Here is a 20,512-nt window from a genome sequence, read left to right as displayed (position 1 = left end):
TTCACGCTGCTTCGTCAGGCTCTACGGCCTGTGCCGGCGCAGCGTCGTGGATGCGAAGGAGCCGCCATCGTCCACTGCTGACATGGCGGACAAGGTCAAGGGTGATGGGGTCTGCAGTTGGGGCATCTGCATCCAGGGGGTGGAGTTGGACGCGCCATATTTCGTGGTCCACCAGTCCTGCTCCGGTACCCAGGGGGGCGCGGCTTTCTTCCAGCCACCATTGGCGTCGCTCGTACCACCGGACGGGGTCGTTGGAGACTGTGTAGTGCGTCCCTTTCCAGTGGACGGTGCGTGGCTGGCCTGTTTCCGTGCAGCCGACCTCCACGGACTCGCTGAACAGCCCCATATCCTCACCTCGTTTGCGCCGGATTTTGTATTCGAATGTATGTTCGAATAAATCCAGTTTACGCCGGGGTTGGGACAAAACCTACTTCGAAGTTCCTGCCTTCCCCTTGGACCGGGGTACCCGCTTGCCTGCCTGCTTCAGCAGGGCATCACGCCAGGGCTGCATTCCCTGGGCGAGGGCTATGCTGCCCATCATTGACGATGCCAGGCGAAGTTGCTGGGTTCGCAGTATCCGCTTTCTGCCATAGGTGGCGAGTGCTGCATCCCTGGGCATTTCATTGAGGAGCTTGCCCAGGGTCACGGCATCGATCAACGCTTCGCAGGCGCCCCGGCCCAGGTTGGGTGTCATGGCGTGGGCGGCATCCCCAAGCAACACCACGTTGCCCCGCGCATAACGCCCCAGGGGTGGCGTGGTCCAAATCCGTTGGGCCAGGGAGTTGTCCGGCGACGCCAAGGAAAGAACCTTCCTTACCGCAGGCGAGTAGTGGCCATACCGGTTCCGTGTCAGTTCAAGAGCCTGGGCAACGTCCACTTTCTCCGGGCCGAGGTCCGAACGGAAGGAGGCGTACCAGTTGGTTCCGCTCCCGGTGGGTGCCAATCCAAAAATCTCTCCGCGTCCCCAGTACTCGCCAATGTCTTCTGTGGACGGAGTTGCTGGGATGACTCCACGGACAGCGAGGAACGGCGTGGGCCTGGCGGCGCTGCGCGATCCCCAGGAAGCCTGCCGGACCACACTGTTGACCCCATCCGCCCCGACAGTCAGCCATGCGTCACCCGGGAGTCGGTCCACGCGCCCAGTTGCCCGGTGGACGGCTTCCGGGACGGCGGAGTCCAGCAGCCTCAACAATTCCGGCCGTGACACCCCAAGGAGCCCCTCCCCTTCCATGGACAGGATGGGCTCACCTGAGGGGCTGCGGAGCGCTCCGGCTTTGATGATGGCTCCCCTGCTCCGGGCGGCTCCCAAAATTCCCAGCTCGGACAAGGCCCCCTGGGCTTCCCTCCACATGGCCAGGGTCGTTCCTACTGTGGGCAGTTCCGGCCGTTGCTCGTACACCGTGACATCGAACCGGCCGGTGTCCAGCCGGCCTGCGAGCGCCAGGCCCGCAATTCCGCCGCCGATGATGTCCACTTTTTCCATGGCCACACTGTACTACTACATTTGTAGTGGCGAAAGGGTTTGAGGCTAGACTTTCGCCATGCCGGACCGCCGAACAGAACTTGCCGACGCCGCCCTCGCCGTCGTGGCGGCGAAAGGCCTCAAAGGACTTACCCACCGGGCTGTCGACGCCCAAGCCGGCGTGGCCGTCGGAACCACCTCGAACTATTTCCGCAACCGCGCCGCACTGGTCAGTGCCGCCGTCGACCGCGTCGAAGAGCGGGACACCCTCCTGCTCCAGCAGGACGGATGGGAGACCCCGACGTCGGTGGCGGCCTTGGCGGACCAACTCACCGGCGCCCTCATGGGACTGGCGCTGGAAAATGCAGACCTCACCCGTGCGAGGTTCGCGTTTGCCCTGGACCAGCCCGAGGTCGTAGCGGCCGGCCACGAGCGGATGCTCGCCGGGCTGACCCGCATCCTGGGCTTTCTGAAGGTGCCCGACGCCAGGGCACGGGCCGAGTCGGTGGCCGACTACGGAGATGGCCTTGCCATGCACCTTCTGACTGCCCGCAAAGGCCAGGATATTGAAAGGGCATCTGTGGCACGGAACATCCAGCGCCTGCTGGAAGGATGAAAGTCAAGGGGTGGACGGCAGCGGGTCCACAGAGCAGGATTGTGGCATGAGTACCAATGACGCACTCCTGAAGCAGGTCAACATCACGGCATCGGACGACAACCTGGTGGCAAGGTTTGAAATCGATGGGAACATACCAGGCTCCGGCGCTTACGTCGTGGGCCTTGTTGCTGCCAGTGAGGATTACTCCTCACAGCGTAGGCTCGGCATCGAATTTATGAATGGAGAGGCTATCTCCTTCTACTCCTTCAACCACTCCCTGAGCGCCGAGGAAAACTACGACATCAAGGGCGTAGAGCACTCCGGCAACGTCATCACCGGAAACTTCCCGATGTCGGCCATCCACGGCCTCAGCAAAGGCCATGTGATGACGGGCTTCAGCGAAGCGGACGGCCGGGACTTCCAATCCGGGGTCCCGGTAACAGAAGCACTCTGACGTCAGAAGAGGCCTTCCACCGGCTCAATGAGCTCCGGTGAATTATTGCGGACGTTTCCCACGGCACTGCCCACAGGATCCAACGTCCACCCGGAGGCGGCGTCGTGCGCCTTGGAACGGACCATCTCCACCAGCCCCGCAGCATCCTTCTCCCGCGGATCCAACCAGGCTTCCATGGTCTCCGTGTCCATGGGCAGCGGAACCCGGTCGTGAAGGGCAGTGAGCTCGTCAAACACCGAAGCACTGCGACGCGTCCGGGCAGATTCGGCGGTTGGGGTGTCCGCCGTCAGGATGGACATGGACAGCAGCCAGCGACCGGGATCATCATCAGCTGCCGACTGGTCCCGCCACCATTCATACAACCCGGCAAAGACCAGGCCCTGGCCATCCCCCGGGTGTACGTAATAGGGCTGCTTGTTCTTCCCCTCACCCTTTTTCCACTCGTAGTAGCCATCGGCCGGAACTGCGCACCGCCGGGCAACAGCAGCCTTCTTGAAGGAAGGCTTTTCCAAAAGGGTCTCGCTGCGGGCATTGATCAACCGGGCGCCACCCTTGGGATCCTTGGCCCACGATGGCACCAGGCCCCACTTGGCAACGTGGAGCTGCCGCTTCAGGTTGTCATCGACAAGCCGCTCCAATACGATCGGAACAGCGTCGGTGGGTGCCACATTCCACGACTTTTCCAGGGCGATCTCGTTCTCCAGCTCGGCGTCGAAATCGGCAAGCAGATCCCCCACCGCACGGGCCATTACATAACGTCCACACATGCCAACAGTCTGCCCTTTCCTCCCACATCGCACCAGCGCATGCGCGTGACGTAACCCGGTTTCCCGGCCGTACGGGAATTATCAGGGGGCAGGTTACCGTTGTTAACAACGAATTACCCGTGCAAACCACCACTACTGAGGAGAGCTCTGTGGACTTCACTCCCGACTCCGGCACCATCACCATGTTCTCGACCACTTGGTGCGGTTACTGCAACCGCCTGAAGAAGCAGCTGGACGCCAAGGGCATCGGCTACACCGAGATCAACATCGAAGAAGTGGATGGCACTGCCGAACTCGTCGAGCAGCTCAATGGAGGCAACCGCACCGTCCCCACCGTCCTCTTCCCCGACGGCACCGCGGCTACCAACCCCTCCGCTTCGGAGGTTGAGAAGCGCCTGGTCGCCGCATAACCGCCCGCTCCACGCCTAAGCGCTCCAGGGCCCGCACGGAACAATCCACACGCTGTCTGCCACCTGTGATAGACAGATTGGGAATCCGTTGCGGGCCCTGCTGCATTTAAGGGCCCGCTCTCCGCGAGCCCGAAAGGAACATCTCCATGGTCCACGCAGTCAAAGGTGTCGTCGTCCGCTCCAAAGGCGCACCCGCAACCCTGGAAACCATCCTGGTTCCCGAGCCCGGTCCCGGCGAAGCACTGGTGGACATCCTCACCAGCGGCGTCTGCCACACCGACCTCCACTACAAACTCGGTGGCATCAGTGACGACTTCCCGTTCCTCCTGGGCCACGAAGCCACCGGCGTGGTCAGCGCAGTGGGCCCCGACGTCACCGACGTAGCCCCCGGCGACCGCGTGGTCCTCAACTGGCGTGCAGTCTGCGGCAACTGCCGGGCCTGCAACCGCGGGCAGGCCCAGTACTGCTTCAACACCCACAACGCCACCCAGAAAATGACCCTCGAAGACGGCACGGAACTCTCACCCGCCTTGGGCATCGGTGCATTCATTGAAAAAACCCTGGTCGCTGCCGGTCAATGCACCAAGGTAGACCCCGACGCCGATGCCGCCGCCGTTGGGCTGCTCGGCTGCGGCGTCATGGCAGGTTTGGGCGCGGCGCTCAACACCGGCGGCGTCAAGCGCGGCGACTCGGTTGCCGTCATTGGCTGCGGCGGAGTGGGCGTAGCTGCCATCGCAGGTGCCGCGCTCGCAGGCGCCACCACCATCATCGCCGTCGACATCGACGCAAAGAAGCTCGAGCGGGCAAAGGACCTCGGCGCAACCCACACAGTGGATTCCTCCAACAGCGACCCCGTCGAGGAAATCCGCGCCCTGACGGGTGGTTTCGGCGCAGACGTGGTGATTGACGCCGTCGGACGTCCCGAGACCTACAAGCAGGCCTTCTACGCCCGCGACCTCGCAGGAACCGTCGTCCTGGTAGGCGTCCCCACGCCGGAGATGACCCTGGAACTGCCCTTGCTGGACGTCTTCGGCCGCGGCGGTTCACTCAAATCATCGTGGTACGGTGACTGCCTTCCCTCCCGGGACTTCCCCATGCTGGTGGACCTCTACAAGCAGGGCAAGCTGGACCTCGATGCCTTCGTCACCGAACGCATCAGCATCGACCAAGTGGAAGAAGCATTCGACAAAATGCACCACGGCGCCGTCCTCCGATCGGTGGTTGAACTATGAGCACCCTCACCATTGACCACGTGGTCACGTCAGGCACGTTCTCGCTCGACGGCGGCACCTGGGACGTCGACAACAACGTTTGGATTGTCGGGGACGACTCCGAATGCCTTGTCATCGACCCCGCCCACAACCCTGACGCCATCCTGCAGGCAGTCAACGGCCGCACCGTCAAAGCCATCCTGCTGACCCACGGCCACGACGACCACATCCGCTCAGCCGGTGAATTCGCGGATCTCACCAAAGCACCCATCCATTTGCACCAGGACGACTGGATGCTGTGGCGGGCAGTGTTCCCGGACGTCGACCCCGATGCCGCAATTGCGGACGGCGACCAGTTCACCGTTGCCGGAGCCAACTTGAAGGCCATCCACACGCCTGGACACTCGCCGGGATCCGTTTCCTTCCACTTGCCCGGCGAAGGGACACTCTTCAGCGGAGACACGCTCTTCCAGGGCGGCCCCGGTGCAACGGGACGCTCCTACAGCGACTTCCCCACCATCATCGACTCCATCCGGACCAAACTGCTCAGCTTGCCGGAAGAGACGGTGGTTCGCACCGGGCACGGGGACTCCACCACCATCGGAGCGGAAAAGCCGCATCTGGACGAGTGGATCGCCCGGGGCCACTGACCTAAGGCGAGTCAGCCTCCGGGGCCTGGAAAGCAGGGGCTCGCGTCCCTAGCCCACCAGGCTCCGGAAGTCGCCGTCGACGACGTCCGCGTACCCGCGGTAGGCCTCGATGACTGCATCCTCCACGGTCTGGACATCCAGGTGGGGCAGAAGGTCATTGGCGGCGCCCGCGGTAGCAGGATCCCAGTCAAGGCCCAACGCGGCGTAGCTGGCCGTCAAAACGTCACGGATGGGCTTGGAGTTTTCCACCACAATCACGGAGCTGAAGAGCCACCCACCGGAGACCACCCGCTGTGCAGTGCCGATCAGTTTGATGCTGTGAGCGGGAAAATCAGGGTCCTCGCCGTGGACGCTGAATTCACCAGGGCAGTACTCCCCGGGGATCTCGCCGACCGCGGCGTGGACACCAACGCTGCGAAGCGCGCCGGCCAACAACTCACCAAACTCCGAAAACCTTGCCTTCGCGCGCACGATCGCGTCCGGATGCGGCTCAATGTGGTCAATGACCAACGTCCCCTGATGATAGGCAGCCGCGCGTCCGCCGGCTTTCCGGATCAGGGGTTCGAACCCCAGCTCCCTGCAGGCTTCCTCCGCCGCGGGAAAGCCAGGGAGGTTCGCGTCCCTTTGTCCGAACGCCACAGTTGGCTGCGGACGGTACAGGCGAAGCGAAGGGCCCAACTGCCCGCTGCGGGCGCGCTGCAACAGCTCCAAAGCAAAATCCAGGTCCTGTGCCGCACCCATGGATTCCAGCTGGCGGTAAGCGGTGAGCTGCGCCGCGGGTGCTTCGGCCCGCATCAGCTCTTCCTCAACGTCAGGATCTGTTCGGCCCTGCCGAACGGCCCATTGATGTCGTGCAGCACCGTGGACGTCAGGCCGATGCCGTCCGCTCCGAACGAGACTTTGTTGTCCAGGCCCAGCCATTCACCGGACGGCGCCCGGTACATGTGTACCTGGAGGTCAACATTGGGAAAAATGTAGCTGTTTTCGCCGGGAGGGACCCTGGCTGCGATGCCGTTGGCGGTATCCACCAGACCCATCAACCGTGCAAGATCCGAGCTGTCGTCATGGTCGGTCAGAGGAAGCGGGGTGCGGATCCACACCTTGCCTGATCCAGGCCGGTGGCCCTCCGCCAAGCGCATTTCCAAGGAACGGATATAGCCGCCAGGCCACACACTTGCACCCTCCCACGGCTTGCATTCGTCGGGGGCCGGCATGGGCTCGTCCTCAACTGCGGCTACCGCGCTGGTGTCGCTGGTCACCATGCGCCATGCAGCGGCACGGATGGCTACACGGCCTCCAGCGGAGAGCTCGGCTTGGATGAGCTCAATGGTCCGGCCCGGCCGCAGCGTTGAGGTGGTGACCTGGAACTCGCCGCCGGGAATCAGCCCCAGGATTTCATAACTGATCCGCGCCATACGGACATCGTCCCGGGGCTCATGCCTTGCAAGGGCGTCGGCCATGATGCCCGACGCCGGGGCCATATGTTGCTCATGCGGATTCCACGCACCTTGGGCATGGATGGTGGACCTGTAACGGCCCTGACCCAACGATTCGTAGTAGAAATCGCCATCCGCCAGTTCCGGTAATGCAGTAGTCAACCCAAGCCTTTCGCCGATCCAGCAGTAGAACTCAGACCACTGTATCCGCTGATTTGGCCGCAGAACGACGCTTGCGGGCCACCACTACCCAGACGATGACGGCGGCGAATGCCGCAACCCCCAGCCCGGCTCCCACAGGCGATGCCGCCGCAACCGCAAGCCAGGCTTCCAAGGCTGCCAGCCCGATGGTGGCATACAGCAACGCCCACATGAGCGAACCGGCAATTGCTGCGGGCAGGTATCTGCGAAGCGGCATGCGGGCAGCACCTGCTGCAAGGTTGATGGCCGTCTGCAGGCCAATGGTCAGGAAGGAAAGTACGACGGCGTACGGCCCCCAGCGCTGGATGAGGACTTGCGCGCGGGCTGCTTTGGGACGCTCCAGGGATCTACCGAAACGGGTGTGGGCGAACCCGGCCACGGCACCGCGTCCGATCCAGTACGTGACGTTGACGCGGATCATGACAATAGCGAAGAGCGCCGCGATGGCGACGCCGAAGGGCAAACTCATGATCTGATCCACTCGACTTAGGCTACCCTAAGCAACGTCGCATTATGGATTCGGTCGACCGGACCGGGCGCAGTGAACCCTAGGATGAGTCCATGGATCTCCGCGATGCCGCCCAAGAGCTGTACGCCGTGCCGCCCAAAGACTTCACCGCTGAACGAACCGCCTTGGCCCGCAAAGCCAAGGATGATGGAGAAAAGGACCTGGCCAAGGAGATCGGCGGCCTGCCCAAACCCGCCGCCGGTGCCTGGGCCATCAACATGCTGTCCGTTCACAAGCCTGAGGTAATTGACGGCGTCGTGCGTTTTGGCGTTGCTCTCAGAACCGCCCAGGAGGACGGAGACGCAGAAGCGTTTCGTGAGCTCGGACAGCAGCGGCAGGGGCAGCTGACATCGGCCGTGCATGCCGCAAAGGAACTTGCCACCGAGCTGGGGACGCCCCTCAGTGCCGCGGCAGCAGCCGACGTGGAACAAACGCTCCGGGCCGCCATGGCCGACGCCGGCGCGGCCGCCGCCGTCGGCACAGGCCGGCTGGTGCGGGGACTCAGCGGCAGCGGCTTTGAGGCAGTGGACCTCACAGATGCGGTGGCTGCGGCCGCACCCGGGGACCTTGTTGTCCCCGAACAGGAGGTCGCATCGAAACCGGCAGCAAAGAAGGAACCCGCGTCCCGTACCAAAGAGTCACCCCCTCCCCAAGCCGCGGCGCCCGGGAAAAAGCCGCCGCAGGAAGAAGCCACCTCGCTGGCGGATCGCCGGGCAGCCAAGCAACGGGCAGCGTTGAAGGACGCGCAAAAAGATTTCGACGCCGCAGACCAGGAAGCCGCGGAGGCCGAAGCAAAGGCATCCTCAGCCTGGGATGTCGTCAACGAACTCTCGGCCCGTCGAACACGCCTCAAGTCCGAGATTGAGGATGCCAAAAAGCGCCTGTCCTCGCTCGAAGCAGAACTCATTGGCCTGACCAGGGACGCTGAAGCTGCGGAATCCCTGAAGAAACGTTCCGTCAGGGAGGCTACCCAAAAACGACGCGCTGCTGACCAAGCCCAGCGGCGCGTGGACCGGCTGGGCTAGTTCTCTTTCTTACCGACCGACTTTTCCAGGGGACGGGTGGCGGGCCCCTCCAAGTACTGGCCCTCTGGTGTGAAGCGGGAGCCGTGCAGCGGACAATCCCAGGACTTCTCGGCATCGTTCCAGCTCAGGAGGCCGCCCAGGTGCGTGCACGTGGCGGAGACCTTGCAGACTTTCCCTTCCACAGTGGACACGGCCGCTGGCTCACCCTTGTACATCCCCACGACGCCTGTCCCCTCCGGTGGGCGGGTCTCGTCGGTGATCTCGGGGTTTTTCCTGACCTTGGCTTTGTCCTCGATCATCCGGCGGGCAACGTCCGCATTGTGCCGGACACCCTCAACCGCGCCTTTCGGCGAGGTGACGCGATGATGGATGACGGTGGCCCAATCGGACTGGCCTCCCAGAATGTCCGAGGTGATGGACAGTGCTGCCGCCACCCCGTTGCTCATCCCCCATTTGTTATAGCCCGTGCCGAAGAAAATCCGTCCCTGTCCGCGGGGAAGTTTGCCAAAGAAGGGCATGAGATTGGTGGCCCGGTAGTCCTGGGCAGACCAGGTGTGGGTGACTTCAGCGCCAGGGTAATGCTTTGTTGCCCATCCGAGCAGGTCATCCAGGTGCGACTGCGGCGACGCGGCCCGGCCGCCCGCATGCCCGTAGCCGCCCACCAGGAGCAATTCGCCCTTGGGAGTGGGTTGAGTGCGTTGGGACCGGGTGGGTGAATCGATGGACAGATACATGCCCTGAGGTATGTCTCCCGGTACCTTCAGCGCCGCTGCATAGGACCGGTTGGGCTCAAGCTTGGCAAAGTACAGGCCACGATCCAGGATCGGAGTCCCTGTAGCCAGCACCACGGTGTCCGCTGTGAAGGTACCCTTCTGCGTGGAGACTTCCAAGGGCTGCTCCGAACTTACGTTCCGGACCTGCAGATCCTCGACGATCATGCCGCCATGCCTGCGAAGGTCCCTTGCAAGGGTTTCCAGCACGTCCATGGGGTTGATCTGGATCTGGTTTTCGAGCTCCAGCGCTTCCACTACGGGGAACGGCAGGCCGGCATCACGGCTGAAGTGGACGTTCAAACCTGCGTCCCGTGAAACTGCTGCCTCTTTGCGAAGCCGCTGGCCGCCGTCGTCCGTGGTTGCGAACGTCACCGCAGTGCGGCGCTGGAACGGAGTGCCCTGCTGCTCCATGTACTGCGTCAGCCAGGCTTGGCCGGACTTGTTGGCCTCCACGTAGGCCTGCACCACTTTCAGGGGGTACTGGCCACGCAAAGCGGACAGTACACCGCCTTGCAAGAGGCTCAGTTTCCCTGTGGTGTTGCCGGTGGTCACGGCACCCAGCGTTCTGGCCTCGAAAACCACCACACGCTGGCCTGACCGTGACAACAGCAAGGCCGTCACCATTCCAGTGAGCCCGGCGCCTACCACTATGGTGTCGAAGTGTTTTTCCTCAGGGATGTGGTCGGAGGTGAAGCGCATCTCCCGGTCCAACCAGAGCGATTTCATCGATCAGCCTGCCTCTCACCTCAATGGCATGTGGTGAGGGAAACGCTAGGCGGGTCGCTGGTGCTTATCAAGAGGTGGCGGTGCCTGCCGCCAATGCCGCAGCGTGCCGAAGCTCGGGGTCCGGATCTGCAGCCCAACGCTCCAGGACGCGTTCGGCGCGTTCCTTCGCGAGTCCCTCCAGCCGTGCCACCAACGGCCTCACAACGTCTGAGGCCAGGGGATCCACCAACTCCCGGGTCCCGGCTTGCCTGATGAAACCTTCAATACGGGTCAGGTCAGTGTTGACCAGGATGCCTGCTTTGGTCTGCAGCAGAACCACTGCGGCGAGACGCCGTTCGAAGACGGGCTCCGCGTAGAGCTCCGAACTCAAGGCGGTGACGTCGTCATGGTCCAGGTTCTTGTACCGCTTCAGCGTATCCCTCACCGTTCCCCGCACGGCACCCACGGACGCGCCATACACCTTCAGGGCCCCGCCCAGACGTTCACTGGCTTCAGCAGCTTTCTCCCAGGTGGATTCCATCTGCAGGGTGTGGTCCACGAATTCACCGGCTTCACTCACCTGCCTATTTTGTCAGGGCCTCCCCCTAGCGTGACAACAACAGCAACCGACAGGAGCACCATGCCGTCCCAAGAGCTCGCCACCGAAGCATCATTTCCGGGTGTCCCGGCCGCTTCGTCCATGCCCGACTGGTACCCCACCTTGCTCAACACTGTGGCGAAGGAAGTCCGCGTGGGCAGGACCCGGGCCATGGCAGCGGCCAACAGCGAGTTGTTGAATTCCTACTGGAGCATCGGCCGGCAGCTCGCCGAACGTGAATCCGAGCAGGGCTGGGGCGCCAAAGTGGTCACTCGTTTGTCTGCCGACATCAGGACCCGCTTCCCGGAAGCGAAAGGCTTCTCCCCCAGAAACCTCCGGTACATGAAGAGCTTCGCCCAGGCTTGGCCCGACTTCCCAATGTTGCAAGAGCCGCTTGCAACATTGCCCTGGTACCACCAGATCGCACTGCTGGAAAAACTCGACGACGCCGCCACGCGGCTCTGGTACGCAGCGGCAGCTGCCCAGCACGGCTGGTCCCGCAACGTGTTGACGCATCAGATTTCAACCCGCTTGCACGAGCGGTCGGGGCAGGCCATCACCAACTTTGCCTCCACAATGGTCCCCGCAGATTCGGACCTGGCGCAGCAGGCGACCAAGGATCCCTACGTCTTCGACTTTCTGTCCATGAGTGATCGGCACACCGAACGGGACCTGGAGCTGCAGTTGGTGAAACATGTGGAGAAATTCCTGTTGGAGCTGGGCCAAGGGTTCGCTTTTGTAGGTGAGCAGGTGCGCTTGGAGATCGCCGGCGACGAGTTCTTCGCGGACCTCCTCTTCTACCACCTGAAGCTGCGCTGCTACATGGTGATCGAACTCAAGGCCGTGAAGTTCGAACCCGGGTTCCTCGGGCAGCTGGGGATGTACATGGCAGCAGTGGACGACCTCATGGCACACCCGGACGACAAGCCAACTATCGGATTACTGCTGTGCAAGGAGAAAAACAGCGTGGTGGCCGAGTACGCATTGCGTGGATTCAACGCTCCTGTGGGCATTGCGGAGTGGCGCACGTCCCTTGCGGATTCCTTGCCTGACGAGTTGGTGGCCAGCCTGCCGAGCATCGAGACCTTGGAAGCCGAGCTGGCGAGTGAGGCTGCCCGGTTGCAGGGGTAGGTTCACGCGTGCTGCGGCCTAGACGTTGTCCTTGAACCACGCCAAGGTATCGTTCCATGCTGCTGTAGCTTGGGCCTCCACGTAGCGCTCACCGGTGTCGTTGTGGAACGCATGGTCTACTCCGGGGTAGACCTTGAGCTGATGCTTGACCGTCGTGGCGTCCAAGGCTTCCTGGAGTTGGGGCATAGCGCCGGTGATGCGTGCGTCGTTCTCGGCATAGACGCCAAAGACTGCCGGCTTGATGGCGGAGACTTTGGCCAGGTCAGGGGCTGGACCGTAGAACGCTGAGGTGGCTTTTAGACCTTGGATCTCGGTGCTCGCCTGCCACGTGATGCCGCCGCCGAAGCAGAAGCCAATCATGGCGATGCGGCCCTCTTCGACGAAGTCCTGGCCGTTGAGGTAATCGAAGGCAGCTTTGAAGTCGCCCACGTGGCGTGCGGCGCCCGCCTGCGTCAGGGCTCCCGGAACGGCGTCGGGATCCATGGTCGCCGTTCCGCCTTCCCTGCTGAGGAGGTCCAGGGCCAGCGCCACGTAGCCTTCCTTGGCGAAGCGACGGGCAACGTCCTGGATATGCGGGGTCAGGCCGCGGTTTTCGTGGCAGATCAATACGGCGGGACCAGGTTGGCCGCCCTCGGGCCTTGCGAGGTAACCGCTGATTTCGGTCCCGTTGGAGTCGAACTTCACGGTGGCCGATGTCAGACCTGCCGCGCCCTCCGGAACGGACAGTGGGCTCTTGGCATTGGGGACGGCGGTGGTGGCTGGCCCTTGAGATCCTGCCATGGTTGTTGGCGATGGCGTGGGCATCGGATCCGTGGTTCGCGGTACCTCCTCAGGCGCACAGCCCACCAAGGTCATGGCCGCCGCAGCCGCCGTCATGCTGCCCATGATGAACGCCACCCGCCGGGTGAAGGTCACATGCGACATATCCCCCGACCGGTAGTCATCGTAGAACTCTTCGATCAAGTACTTTTCGAATTTCTCCAACTGCACCATGGCGAACCTTCCGACGATGATGATGATCTTCCCCTGATGTGAAGACGCGGACAAGGCTGGGATGGTTCAGAGCCGCCTGACCGAAACCGCCCAATAATGTCGGTACCCCCTGCGAGAGTAGGGACATGAAACAGATCCGGGACGGGCAAGTGAGGGCGGCGGTCTCTGCTGTGCCTCTTCCAGCTCTGTCTCGAGGGGTGGCTCAGGCCGGCAGTTCAGTTCAGCCCAGCACTGTCAGCGGTGACCTGATCGGTCAGTTGCGGGTGTTGGAGGAGATGAAGTCAGCCATCTCCGGTTTGCAGGCGCAGATTGCTGTGGCGTTTGATCTGGCGCAGCGGGCCGAGCAAGCCGAGGCCGGAGTCCCTGCGGCGGAGCGTGGCAAGGGTGTCGGTTCGCAGGTGGCGTTGGCGCGGCGGGAATCACCGAACCGGGGATCCAGGTTGTTGGGCCTTGCCAAGGCCCTGGTGATGGAGATGCCACACACGCTGGCGGCGTTGAACAAAGGCCTGTTGAACGAGTGGCGGGCCACACTGCTCGTAAAGGAAACAGCGTGTTTGTCGGTGGAGGACCGGGCTGCCGTGGATGAGGAACTCGCTCCCGATGCCGGGACTTTCGAGGGTTTCGGTGACCGGGCCCTGGTCGCTGCCGTGAAAGCGGCCGCGTACCGTCGTGATCCGAGGTCTGTGGCGCAGCGGGCCAGCCATGCCGCGAGCGAACGGACCGTGAGTCTGTGCCCGGCACCGGACACCATGACGTATCTGACCGCGCTGCTCCCGGTCGCCCAAGGGGTGGCGGTGTATGCGGCGTTGACCCGGTCCGCTGATGCTGCCCGTTCCAGTGGTGATCCCCGGGGCCGTGGCCAGGTCATGGCCGACACCCTGGTCGAACGTGTCACCGGCACCCGGGCCGGGTTTACGGGCATCAACCTGGACCTCGTCATGACCGACCGCACCCTCTTTCAGGGAGACAGCGAACCGGCCAGGCTGCAGGGCTACGGCATCGTCCCCGCGGAATGGGCCAGAACCCTGATCGGCGCAGAAGAGACACACGGCCGGGCCGGGACGAAATCCGCGACAGGGCAGGGTCAGGACTTCGCGGTCTGGGTCCGGCGGCTCTACACCGCGCCCGGCAGCGGGGAACTGCTGGCCATGGACTCCAGAGCCCGGCTCTTCCTACACCGACACCGGCGATTCATCCAAACCCGGGACCACACCTGCCGCACCCCGTACTGCGACGCGCCCATCCGGCACATCGACCACATCGTGCCCTGGCACTCCGGCGGAACCACCACCCTGGACAACGCCGCAGGGCTCTGCGAAGCGTGCAACCACACCAAGGAAAACCCCGGCTGGACCGCCACACCCCTGCCCGCAGACACCCACACCCTGCACATCAGCACACCCACCGGACACACCTACCACTCCAAAGCCCCACCACTCCCCGGACACCGACCCTCCAGAACATGATCCAGACACAAGAAAGGCGGACAGCGATTGCTCGCTGCCCGCCCTCAATAAAAACAACTGCTGCTTAGAACTCCCAGTCCTCATCCTCCGTGTTGACAGCCTTGCCAATCACGTAGGAGGAGCCCGAGCCGGAGAAGAAGTCGTGGTTCTCATCGGCGTTCGGGGACAGGGCCGACAGGATGGCCGGGTTCACGTCGGTAACGGACGCCGGGAACATCGCCTCGTAGCCGAGGTTCATGAGCGCCTTGTTGGCGTTGTAGTGCAGGAACTTCTTGACGTCTTCGGCCAGGCCGACTCCGTCATAGAGGTCGTGGGTGTACTGGACTTCGTTTTCGTACAGCTCGAAGAGCAGCTCGAACGTGTAGTCCTTGATTTCCTGCTTGCGGGCCTCGGAAACCTTCTCCAGGCCCTTCTGGAACTTGTAGCCGATGTAGTAGCCATGCACAGCCTCGTCACGGATGATGAGGCGGATGAGGTCGGCCGTGTTCGTGAGCTTGGCGCGCGAGGACCAGTACATGGGCAGGTAGAAGCCCGAGTAGAACAGGAAGCTCTCCAGCAGCGTGGAGGCAACCTTGCGCTTCAGGGGATCGTCGCCCTGGTAGTAGTCCATGACGATCTGCGCCTTCTTCTGCAGGTTCTCGTTTTCGAGTGACCAGCGGAAAGCGTCGTCAATCTCCTTGGTGGAGCACAGGGTGGAGAAGATGGACGAGTAGGACTTGGCGTGCACCGACTCCATGAAGGCGATGTTCGTGTAAACGGCTTCTTCGTGCGGGGTGATTGCATCCGGGATCAGCGAAACGGCGCCAACCGTGCCCTGGATGGTGTCCAGAAGCGTGAGGCCAGTAAAAACGCGCATGGTGAGCTGCTGCTCATCCGGCGTCAGGGTGTGCCACGACTGGACGTCGTTGGACAGCGGCACCTTTTCCGGGAGCCAGAAGTTGTTGACCAGCCGGTTCCAGACTTCCACGTCCTTGTCGTCCTGGATTTTGTTCCAGTTGATGGCCTCGACGTGTGTCAGCAGCTTGACCTTTTCGGTCATTTCATCCCCTTAAAGCGATGGTTTTCTTGAGATAAGCCTACGACGGCGGGTGGAAACCCGCCGTCGTACTCTTTAGTTTTGAGTGCAGCCGGGGCCGCAACTAATCAACCGATAAAGGCTGATTACAGCATGCAGCTGACGCAACCTTCCACCTCAGTGCCCTCCAGCGCGAGCTGGCGGAGACGGATGTAGTAGAGGGTCTTGATGCCCTTGCGCCATGCGTAGATCTGGGCCTTGTTGATGTCACGCGTGGTGGCGGTGTCCTTGAAGAACAGCGTCAGGGACAGGCCTTGATCCACGTGCTGCGTGGCAGCGGCGTAGGTGTCGATGATCTTCTCGTAGCCGATTTCGTAGGCGTCCTGGTAGTACTCCAGGTTGTCGTTGGTCAGGTACGGAGCCGGGTAGTAGACGCGGCCGATCTTGCCTTCCTTGCGGATTTCGATCTTGGCGGCCACCGGGTGGATCGACGACGTGGAGTTGTTGATGTAGCTGATGGAACCGGTAGGCGGTACGGCCTGGAGATTCTGGTTGTAGATACCGTGCTCCATGACCGAGGCCTTCAGCTCGCGCCAGTCATCCTGCGTGGGGATGTGGTGGCCGGCGAAGAGCTCGGAGACGCGTTCCGTTGCCGGGACCCATTCCTGCTCGGTGTACTTGTCGAAGAATTCACCCGAAGCATAGGTGGACTTCTCGAAGCCGCCGAACTTCTGGCCGGTCTCGATGGCCAGACGGTTGGAAGCGCGCAGAGCGTGGAACAGCACCGTGTAGAAGTAGATGTTGGTGAAGTCCAGGCCCTCTTCGGAACCGTAGTGGACGTGCTCGCGGGCAAGGTAACCGTGAAGGTTCATCTGGCCAAGGCCGATCGCGTGGCTCTGGGCGTTGCCCTGTGCGATGGACGGCACCGAGTTGATGTACGACATGTCGGACACAGCGCTGAGGGCGCGGATGGACGTCTCAATGGAACGACCAAAGTCCGGCGAATCCATGGTCTTGGCGATGTTCATGGAACCGAGGTTGCAGGAAATGTCCTTGCCCACGGTCTCGTAGCTGAGGTCTTCGGCGTAGATGGACGGCGAGGAAACCTGGAGGATCTCCGAGCAGAGGTTGCTCATGGTGATCTTGCCGTCGATCGGGTTGGCCCGATTCACAGTGTCCTCGAACATGATGTACGGGTAGCCGGACTCGAACTGGATCTCCGCGAGGGTCTGGAAGAACTCCCGGGCAGAGATCTTGGTCTTCTTGATCCGGGAATCGTCAACCATCTCGTAGTACTTCTCGGTCACCGAAATATCGGAGAACGGGACACCGTAGACCTTCTCGACGTCGTACGGGGAGAAGAGGTACATGTCCTCGTTCTTCTTGGCGAGTTCGAACGTGATGTCCGGAACCACAACACCCAGGGAGAGCGTCTTGATACGGATCTTCTCGTCGGCGTTCTCACGCTTGGTGTCCAGGAAGCGGTGGATGTCCGGGTGGTGGGCGTGCAGGTACACGGCACCTGCACCCTGGCGGGCACCGAGCTGGTTGGCGTAGGAGAAGCTGTCTTCGAGGAGCTTCATCACGGGGATGACGCCGGAGGACTGGTTTTCGATCTGCTTGATCGGAGCACCGTGTTCACGGATGTTGGTGAGAGAGAGCGCTACACCGCCGCCACGCTTGGAGAGCTGGAGCGCGGAGTTGATGGCGCGGGCGATCGACTCCATGTTGTCTTCGATGCGGAGCAGGAAGCAGGAGACGAGCTCGCCGCGCTGTGCCTTGCCGGCATTGAGGAACGTAGGCGTAGCCGGCTGAAAGCGGCCGTCAATGATCTCATCGACGAGGCGGTTGGCCAGGTCTTCGTCGCCGCGTGCCAAGTGAAGGGCAACCATGCAGACGCGGTCTTCGTAGCGCTCCAGGAAACGCTTGCCGTCGAAAGTCTTCAGCGTGTAGGACGTGTAGAACTTGAAGGCACCAAGGAAGGTTTCGAAGCGGAACTTCTTCTTGTACGCGCGGTTGAAGAGGTCGCGGATGAAGTTCATCGTGTACTGGTCGAGAGTTTCGCGCTCGTAGTACTGGTTCTTCACCAGGTAATCGAGCTTCTCTTCCAGATCGTGGAAGAACACCGTGTTGTTGTTCACGTGCTGCAGGAAGTACTGGTGCGCAGCCTCACGGTCGGCTTCGAACTGGATCTCGCCGTTGGGGCCATACAAGTTCAGCATGGCGTTGAGCTCGTGATAACCCAAACCCTTGAAAGCCTCAGGCAGCGGCTTCTTGACCGTGTCCACAGCGCCCCCGGTTACTTCTGTTTCTGCGACAGTTGTGTCCAAAACTTTTCCAGCCCTTCGTTGACCCGCTGAACGTCTTCCGGCGTTCCCATGAGTTCAAATTTGTAAAGATGCGGCACTTTGCACTTGACGGAGATGATGTCTCCCGCCGCGCAGTAGTTGTCCGCGAAATTGGTGTTCCCTGCTCCGATAACACCGCGGATCAGTTCCCTGTTCCTGGAATCGTTGAGAAATCTGATGACTTGCTTCGGCACGGAACCTTCGCCGTTTGTTCCGCCGTAAGTGGGCAGTACAAGCACGAAGGGTTCAAGGGCTCGAAGCGGGGCATCCTGGGCGTATAGCGGGATGCGCGCCGCATCCGTACCCAATTTTTCGACGAATCGTTTGGTGTTCTCGGAGGTCGAGGAAAAGTAGATGAGGTGACTCCTCGTGGTCACAGCTTCCGCAGCATCGCGTACGGGTGCCGCTGCCAGCGGTGCCATGGGAGTCACCTCGACTACATAGGAATTCTTAGTGTGCTGTGGTGGCGAAGTTTGAATGAAACTTAGGCCACGGAGGAAACGGCCTGGGCCAGTTCCTCGATCTTGTCCGGGCGGAAACCAGACCAGTGGTCCTGCTCGGTTACGACGACCGGAGCCTGCATGTAGCCCAGTGCCTTGAGGCGCTCGAGGGCCTCGGCATCCTGGGAGATGTCGACACTCTGGTAGGCAATGCCCTTCTTGTCGAGTGCCCGGTAGGTTGCGTTGCACTGAACACAGGCCGGCTTGGTGTAAACCGTTACGGTCATGATCCCTGTCCCCTTAGTTGAAGTCTGTCGCTCTTCGTATCTGGCGGGCTCAACCGGAACTAGCTACTGAATCCGATACCGGCCCGCGGGCTGCCGTGACAGCCAACACGCTCTGATTTTGTCTTGTGCTGGTTTCCCGCTCAATCCGTAAATCGATACTACATGTAGTGCAAGCGTCGAACTGGAACCCCAAGATGATGTATTACAAGTATGTCATTCAATCCACCGCTCGTCCACAGGCGAGGGCCCTCAAAATGTCCGTGATTCCGCCAAATTGAGAGATGTCATCCACACCCTGTGGACTACTTAGCCACATTTAATCTCCAGCGTGTCGCCCGGATACGGCGTGTCGTGACACTTTGAAAATGTGGCGTGGCGAACAGCTAAAATCTGCTGATGGTCAATCTCCTCCACCTCCGGACGCTGATGGAAGTAACCCGCTTGGGTTCCTTCGCTGCTGCCGCCGCCCAGCTTGGCTACACAGCCTCGGCAGTCTCCCAACAGATGGCCGCGCTGGAACGCGATACCGGCGTCGAGCTTTTCCAACGTTCGGCGCGGAGCGTTGTCCCCACGGAAGCTGCCGTGACCATGACCCGGCACGCATCGAAGGTACTGACAGACGTCGAAGCCCTCATGGCTGCCGCTTCACGAACCAACGACTCCCCCGCGCAGGAACTGAGGCTTGGCATCTTTCCCAGCCTTGCCACCTACGTGTTGCCGGAAATCCTCCGGAACGATCGGTGGAACGGGCTGGGCATTGAGCTCCGCGTCTCCGTGGCGGAGCCCGCCCAAACCATCCAGGGACTGCGCAGCGGCGGCGAACTGGACGTGGCGCTGGTCTACCAGGTGGGGCAGTCCGGACTGGCCTGGCCACACTCCCTGGAACGGCAGTGGATCGGCGACGACGACTTCAGGGTGGTGCTGCCTGCATCCTGGAAAATCCGGGAGGACGCCGAGATAGAAGCCGCTCACCTGTCCGACATGCCGTGGATCGTCCACCACCCCGGCACCAGCGACGCCCTGGTGATCGAGCGCCTGTTCGCCAGCTGCAACCTCCATCCACGGGTGGTGGCGTACAGCGACGACTTCCACGCCAGCTTGGAGATGACCGCCGCCGGCCTGGGTGCCTCGCTGGTACCCGAACTGGCGCTCCGGAACCGGCCATCCGGCGTCGTGGTCCTTGACGTCCCGGACATTCGGCTGGCGCGCAACGTCTTCGCACTGCTCATCAACGAAAAGCGGACGGCGCAAGTGCAGTTGTTCACACAACTGCTGGCCGACACCCTCCGGGAGACGCCGGGTAAGAGCGGACTTCACCCCTTGAAAACCGCGCCTGTCAAGGCCCCGCAACGGCGCCGGTGAAATATCCCCAAGTGCTGGAACCCGCCGGTTGATGGGGTTAGATTGATCACATGGGCAAGGTAGCGAGCAAACATTTTGGGGAGATCGAGCTCAACCACGGGCGTGAACATTGCTTCGTCGCAAGACACGAACTCGCCGGCAACCAGTTGGAGCTGGACCTCAATGTCACCGCGCACGACCACTTCGATGAGGCCGCCATGCGCAAGGTGGACTACAGGTTGCGCTTCCTGCCCGAACTCGTGGACCAGGTCAGGGAAATGATTGCCGAAGAGCTTGACCAGGACGGCACCAATCCCCAGCAATTCCTGCATTTCCATAGCTCACAGCTCAAGGACGAGCAGCTGGAATCGGTCTTCGGCGTCCGGGACAAGGGCCAACTAACCAATGATGTGTTCCTGAAGGCCCTCAAGCTCGGCCACGTGGCCATCTACCCCGGACAGCCTGAGCGGTATTTTGTGCTGGACTTCACCCTCGGATCTCATTTCACGGACGAACTCCTGGTGGTCGCGGCCGACGAAGACGGCGTGGTGGATGACGAAATCCTCTGGGAGTAGCCAGCAACGCTTAACAGCGAACGACGGCGGCCGGTCACCTTGGCGGTTTCTAGGAGTCGTTGCAACACCTGTTGGTTAGGTGGTTAGTAGTAAATCACGTAGGCGCTCGGCTGGGGTT

The 20,512-nt window shown here is 61.9% G+C and carries 23 protein-coding genes; 10 read left to right on the top strand and 13 right to left on the bottom strand.

What is annotated here, in order from left to right; all coding sequences use genetic code 11:
- Position 1 precedes the first annotated feature (1 nt).
- Positions 2 to 346 carry a DUF6504 family protein gene (locus tag WBN73_RS10710; RefSeq protein ID WP_337340246.1) on the bottom strand — a complete coding sequence of 115 codons (345 nt, stop codon included), beginning with the start codon at positions 344 to 346 and terminating at the stop codon, positions 2 to 4.
- A gap of 81 nt (positions 347 to 427) precedes the next feature.
- Positions 428 to 1,489, bottom strand: a complete 1,062-nt coding sequence (locus WBN73_RS10705; RefSeq protein WP_337340245.1) for an FAD-dependent monooxygenase — start codon at positions 1,487 to 1,489, stop codon at positions 428 to 430.
- A 52-nt stretch (positions 1,490 to 1,541) separates the two neighbouring features.
- Between WBN73_RS10705 and WBN73_RS10700 the strand changes: the two genes are divergently transcribed.
- Positions 1,542 to 2,078, top strand: coding sequence for a TetR/AcrR family transcriptional regulator (locus WBN73_RS10700; RefSeq protein ID WP_337340244.1), 537 nt, complete (start codon positions 1,542 to 1,544; stop codon positions 2,076 to 2,078).
- Positions 2,079 to 2,124: 46 nt separating this feature from the next.
- Positions 2,125 to 2,514, top strand: coding sequence for a hypothetical protein (locus WBN73_RS10695; protein ID WP_089595262.1), 390 nt, complete (start codon positions 2,125 to 2,127; stop codon positions 2,512 to 2,514).
- A 2-nt stretch (positions 2,515 to 2,516) separates the two neighbouring features.
- On the opposite strand, the gene WBN73_RS10690 is transcribed toward WBN73_RS10695, so the two are convergent.
- Positions 2,517 to 3,263 (bottom strand): SOS response-associated peptidase, encoded by a 747-nt coding sequence (locus WBN73_RS10690; protein ID WP_242703629.1) that lies wholly within the window; start codon positions 3,261 to 3,263, stop codon positions 2,517 to 2,519.
- Between the two features lie 167 nt (positions 3,264 to 3,430).
- Between WBN73_RS10690 and WBN73_RS10685 the strand changes: the two genes are divergently transcribed.
- From WBN73_RS10685 to WBN73_RS10675, 3 genes are all read left to right on the top strand, one after another.
- Positions 3,431 to 3,691: a mycoredoxin gene (locus tag WBN73_RS10685; protein WP_024816868.1), complete on the top strand. Its 261-nt coding sequence runs from the start codon at positions 3,431 to 3,433 to the stop codon at positions 3,689 to 3,691.
- Positions 3,692 to 3,837: 146 nt separating this feature from the next.
- Positions 3,838 to 4,923 carry an S-(hydroxymethyl)mycothiol dehydrogenase gene (locus WBN73_RS10680; RefSeq protein ID WP_337340243.1) on the top strand — a complete coding sequence of 362 codons (1,086 nt, stop codon included), beginning with the start codon at positions 3,838 to 3,840 and terminating at the stop codon, positions 4,921 to 4,923.
- The gene (locus WBN73_RS10675) at positions 4,920 to 5,552 is read left to right on the top strand and encodes an MBL fold metallo-hydrolase (RefSeq protein ID WP_207593705.1); all 633 of its coding nucleotides are present in this window, start codon (positions 4,920 to 4,922) and stop codon (positions 5,550 to 5,552) included. The genes WBN73_RS10680 and WBN73_RS10675 overlap by 4 nt, the downstream gene beginning before the upstream one ends.
- Positions 5,553 to 5,600: 48 nt before the next feature.
- On the opposite strand, the gene WBN73_RS10670 is transcribed toward WBN73_RS10675, so the two are convergent.
- The 3 genes from WBN73_RS10670 to WBN73_RS10660 are packed head-to-tail and all read right to left on the bottom strand — an operon-like array spanning position 5,601 to position 7,670.
- Positions 5,601 to 6,347, bottom strand: a complete 747-nt coding sequence (locus WBN73_RS10670; protein WP_207593706.1) for a lipoate--protein ligase family protein — start codon at positions 6,345 to 6,347, stop codon at positions 5,601 to 5,603.
- Positions 6,347 to 7,150: a thioesterase family protein gene (locus WBN73_RS10665; protein WP_337340242.1), complete on the bottom strand. Its 804-nt coding sequence runs from the start codon at positions 7,148 to 7,150 to the stop codon at positions 6,347 to 6,349. The genes WBN73_RS10670 and WBN73_RS10665 overlap by 1 nt, the downstream gene beginning before the upstream one ends.
- A gap of 31 nt (positions 7,151 to 7,181) precedes the next feature.
- A complete protein-coding gene (locus WBN73_RS10660; protein WP_337340241.1) occupies positions 7,182 to 7,670 on the bottom strand; it encodes a DedA family protein in 489 nt (162 codons plus the stop codon).
- Positions 7,671 to 7,750: 80 nt separating this feature from the next.
- Between WBN73_RS10660 and WBN73_RS10655 the strand changes: the two genes are divergently transcribed.
- On the top strand, positions 7,751 to 8,722 hold the full coding sequence (locus WBN73_RS10655) for a hypothetical protein (RefSeq protein ID WP_337340240.1): 972 nt from the start codon (positions 7,751 to 7,753) through the stop codon (positions 8,720 to 8,722).
- Here WBN73_RS10655 and WBN73_RS10650 read toward each other — a convergent pair.
- The gene (locus WBN73_RS10650; protein WP_337340239.1) at positions 8,719 to 10,221 is read right to left on the bottom strand and encodes an FAD-dependent oxidoreductase; all 1,503 of its coding nucleotides are present in this window, start codon (positions 10,219 to 10,221) and stop codon (positions 8,719 to 8,721) included. The genes WBN73_RS10655 and WBN73_RS10650 overlap by 4 nt on opposite strands.
- Positions 10,222 to 10,288: 67 nt before the next feature.
- On the bottom strand, positions 10,289 to 10,780 hold the full coding sequence (locus WBN73_RS10645; RefSeq protein ID WP_337340238.1) for a DNA alkylation repair protein: 492 nt from the start codon (positions 10,778 to 10,780) through the stop codon (positions 10,289 to 10,291).
- 60 nt (positions 10,781 to 10,840) lie between these two features.
- Here WBN73_RS10645 and WBN73_RS10640 point away from each other — a divergent pair, with 60 nt between their 5' ends.
- Positions 10,841 to 11,929: a PDDEXK nuclease domain-containing protein gene (locus WBN73_RS10640; protein WP_337340237.1), complete on the top strand. Its 1,089-nt coding sequence runs from the start codon at positions 10,841 to 10,843 to the stop codon at positions 11,927 to 11,929.
- A gap of 18 nt (positions 11,930 to 11,947) precedes the next feature.
- Here WBN73_RS10640 and WBN73_RS10635 read toward each other — a convergent pair whose 3' ends face one another.
- Positions 11,948 to 12,976 carry a dienelactone hydrolase family protein gene (locus WBN73_RS10635; protein WP_337340236.1) on the bottom strand — a complete coding sequence of 343 codons (1,029 nt, stop codon included), beginning with the start codon at positions 12,974 to 12,976 and terminating at the stop codon, positions 11,948 to 11,950.
- Between the two features lie 71 nt (positions 12,977 to 13,047).
- Here WBN73_RS10635 and WBN73_RS10630 point away from each other — a divergent pair, with 71 nt between their 5' ends.
- Positions 13,048 to 14,388: an HNH endonuclease gene (locus tag WBN73_RS10630; RefSeq protein WP_337340235.1), complete on the top strand. Its 1,341-nt coding sequence runs from the start codon at positions 13,048 to 13,050 to the stop codon at positions 14,386 to 14,388.
- A 64-nt stretch (positions 14,389 to 14,452) separates the two neighbouring features.
- On the opposite strand, the gene nrdF is transcribed toward WBN73_RS10630, so the two are convergent.
- From nrdF to nrdH, 4 genes are all read right to left on the bottom strand, one after another.
- Positions 14,453 to 15,427: a class 1b ribonucleoside-diphosphate reductase subunit beta gene (gene nrdF, locus WBN73_RS10625; RefSeq protein ID WP_011775019.1), complete on the bottom strand. Its 975-nt coding sequence runs from the start codon at positions 15,425 to 15,427 to the stop codon at positions 14,453 to 14,455.
- Between the two features lie 122 nt (positions 15,428 to 15,549).
- Positions 15,550 to 17,691: a class 1b ribonucleoside-diphosphate reductase subunit alpha gene (gene nrdE, locus WBN73_RS10620; RefSeq protein ID WP_337340370.1), complete on the bottom strand. Its 2,142-nt coding sequence runs from the start codon at positions 17,689 to 17,691 to the stop codon at positions 15,550 to 15,552.
- A gap of 11 nt (positions 17,692 to 17,702) precedes the next feature.
- The gene (gene nrdI / locus WBN73_RS10615; RefSeq protein WP_207593714.1) at positions 17,703 to 18,173 is read right to left on the bottom strand and encodes a class Ib ribonucleoside-diphosphate reductase assembly flavoprotein NrdI; all 471 of its coding nucleotides are present in this window, start codon (positions 18,171 to 18,173) and stop codon (positions 17,703 to 17,705) included.
- Positions 18,174 to 18,235: 62 nt separating this feature from the next.
- On the bottom strand, positions 18,236 to 18,478 hold the full coding sequence (gene nrdH / locus WBN73_RS10610) for a glutaredoxin-like protein NrdH (protein ID WP_011775022.1): 243 nt from the start codon (positions 18,476 to 18,478) through the stop codon (positions 18,236 to 18,238).
- A 396-nt stretch (positions 18,479 to 18,874) separates the two neighbouring features.
- On the opposite strand from nrdH, the gene WBN73_RS10605 reads away from it, so the two are divergent.
- A complete protein-coding gene (locus tag WBN73_RS10605; RefSeq protein ID WP_337340234.1) occupies positions 18,875 to 19,840 on the top strand; it encodes a LysR family transcriptional regulator in 966 nt (321 codons plus the stop codon).
- A 50-nt stretch (positions 19,841 to 19,890) separates the two neighbouring features.
- Positions 19,891 to 20,394, top strand: coding sequence for a DUF2004 domain-containing protein (locus WBN73_RS10600; protein ID WP_089595277.1), 504 nt, complete (start codon positions 19,891 to 19,893; stop codon positions 20,392 to 20,394).
- The last annotated feature ends 118 nt before the right edge of the window (positions 20,395 to 20,512 follow it).

Source organism: Paenarthrobacter sp. CCNWLY172, from assembly GCF_037402035.1.
Classification (GTDB): domain Bacteria; phylum Actinomycetota; class Actinomycetes; order Actinomycetales; family Micrococcaceae; genus Arthrobacter.
This window is presented reverse-complemented; position numbering and strand designations above follow the sequence as displayed.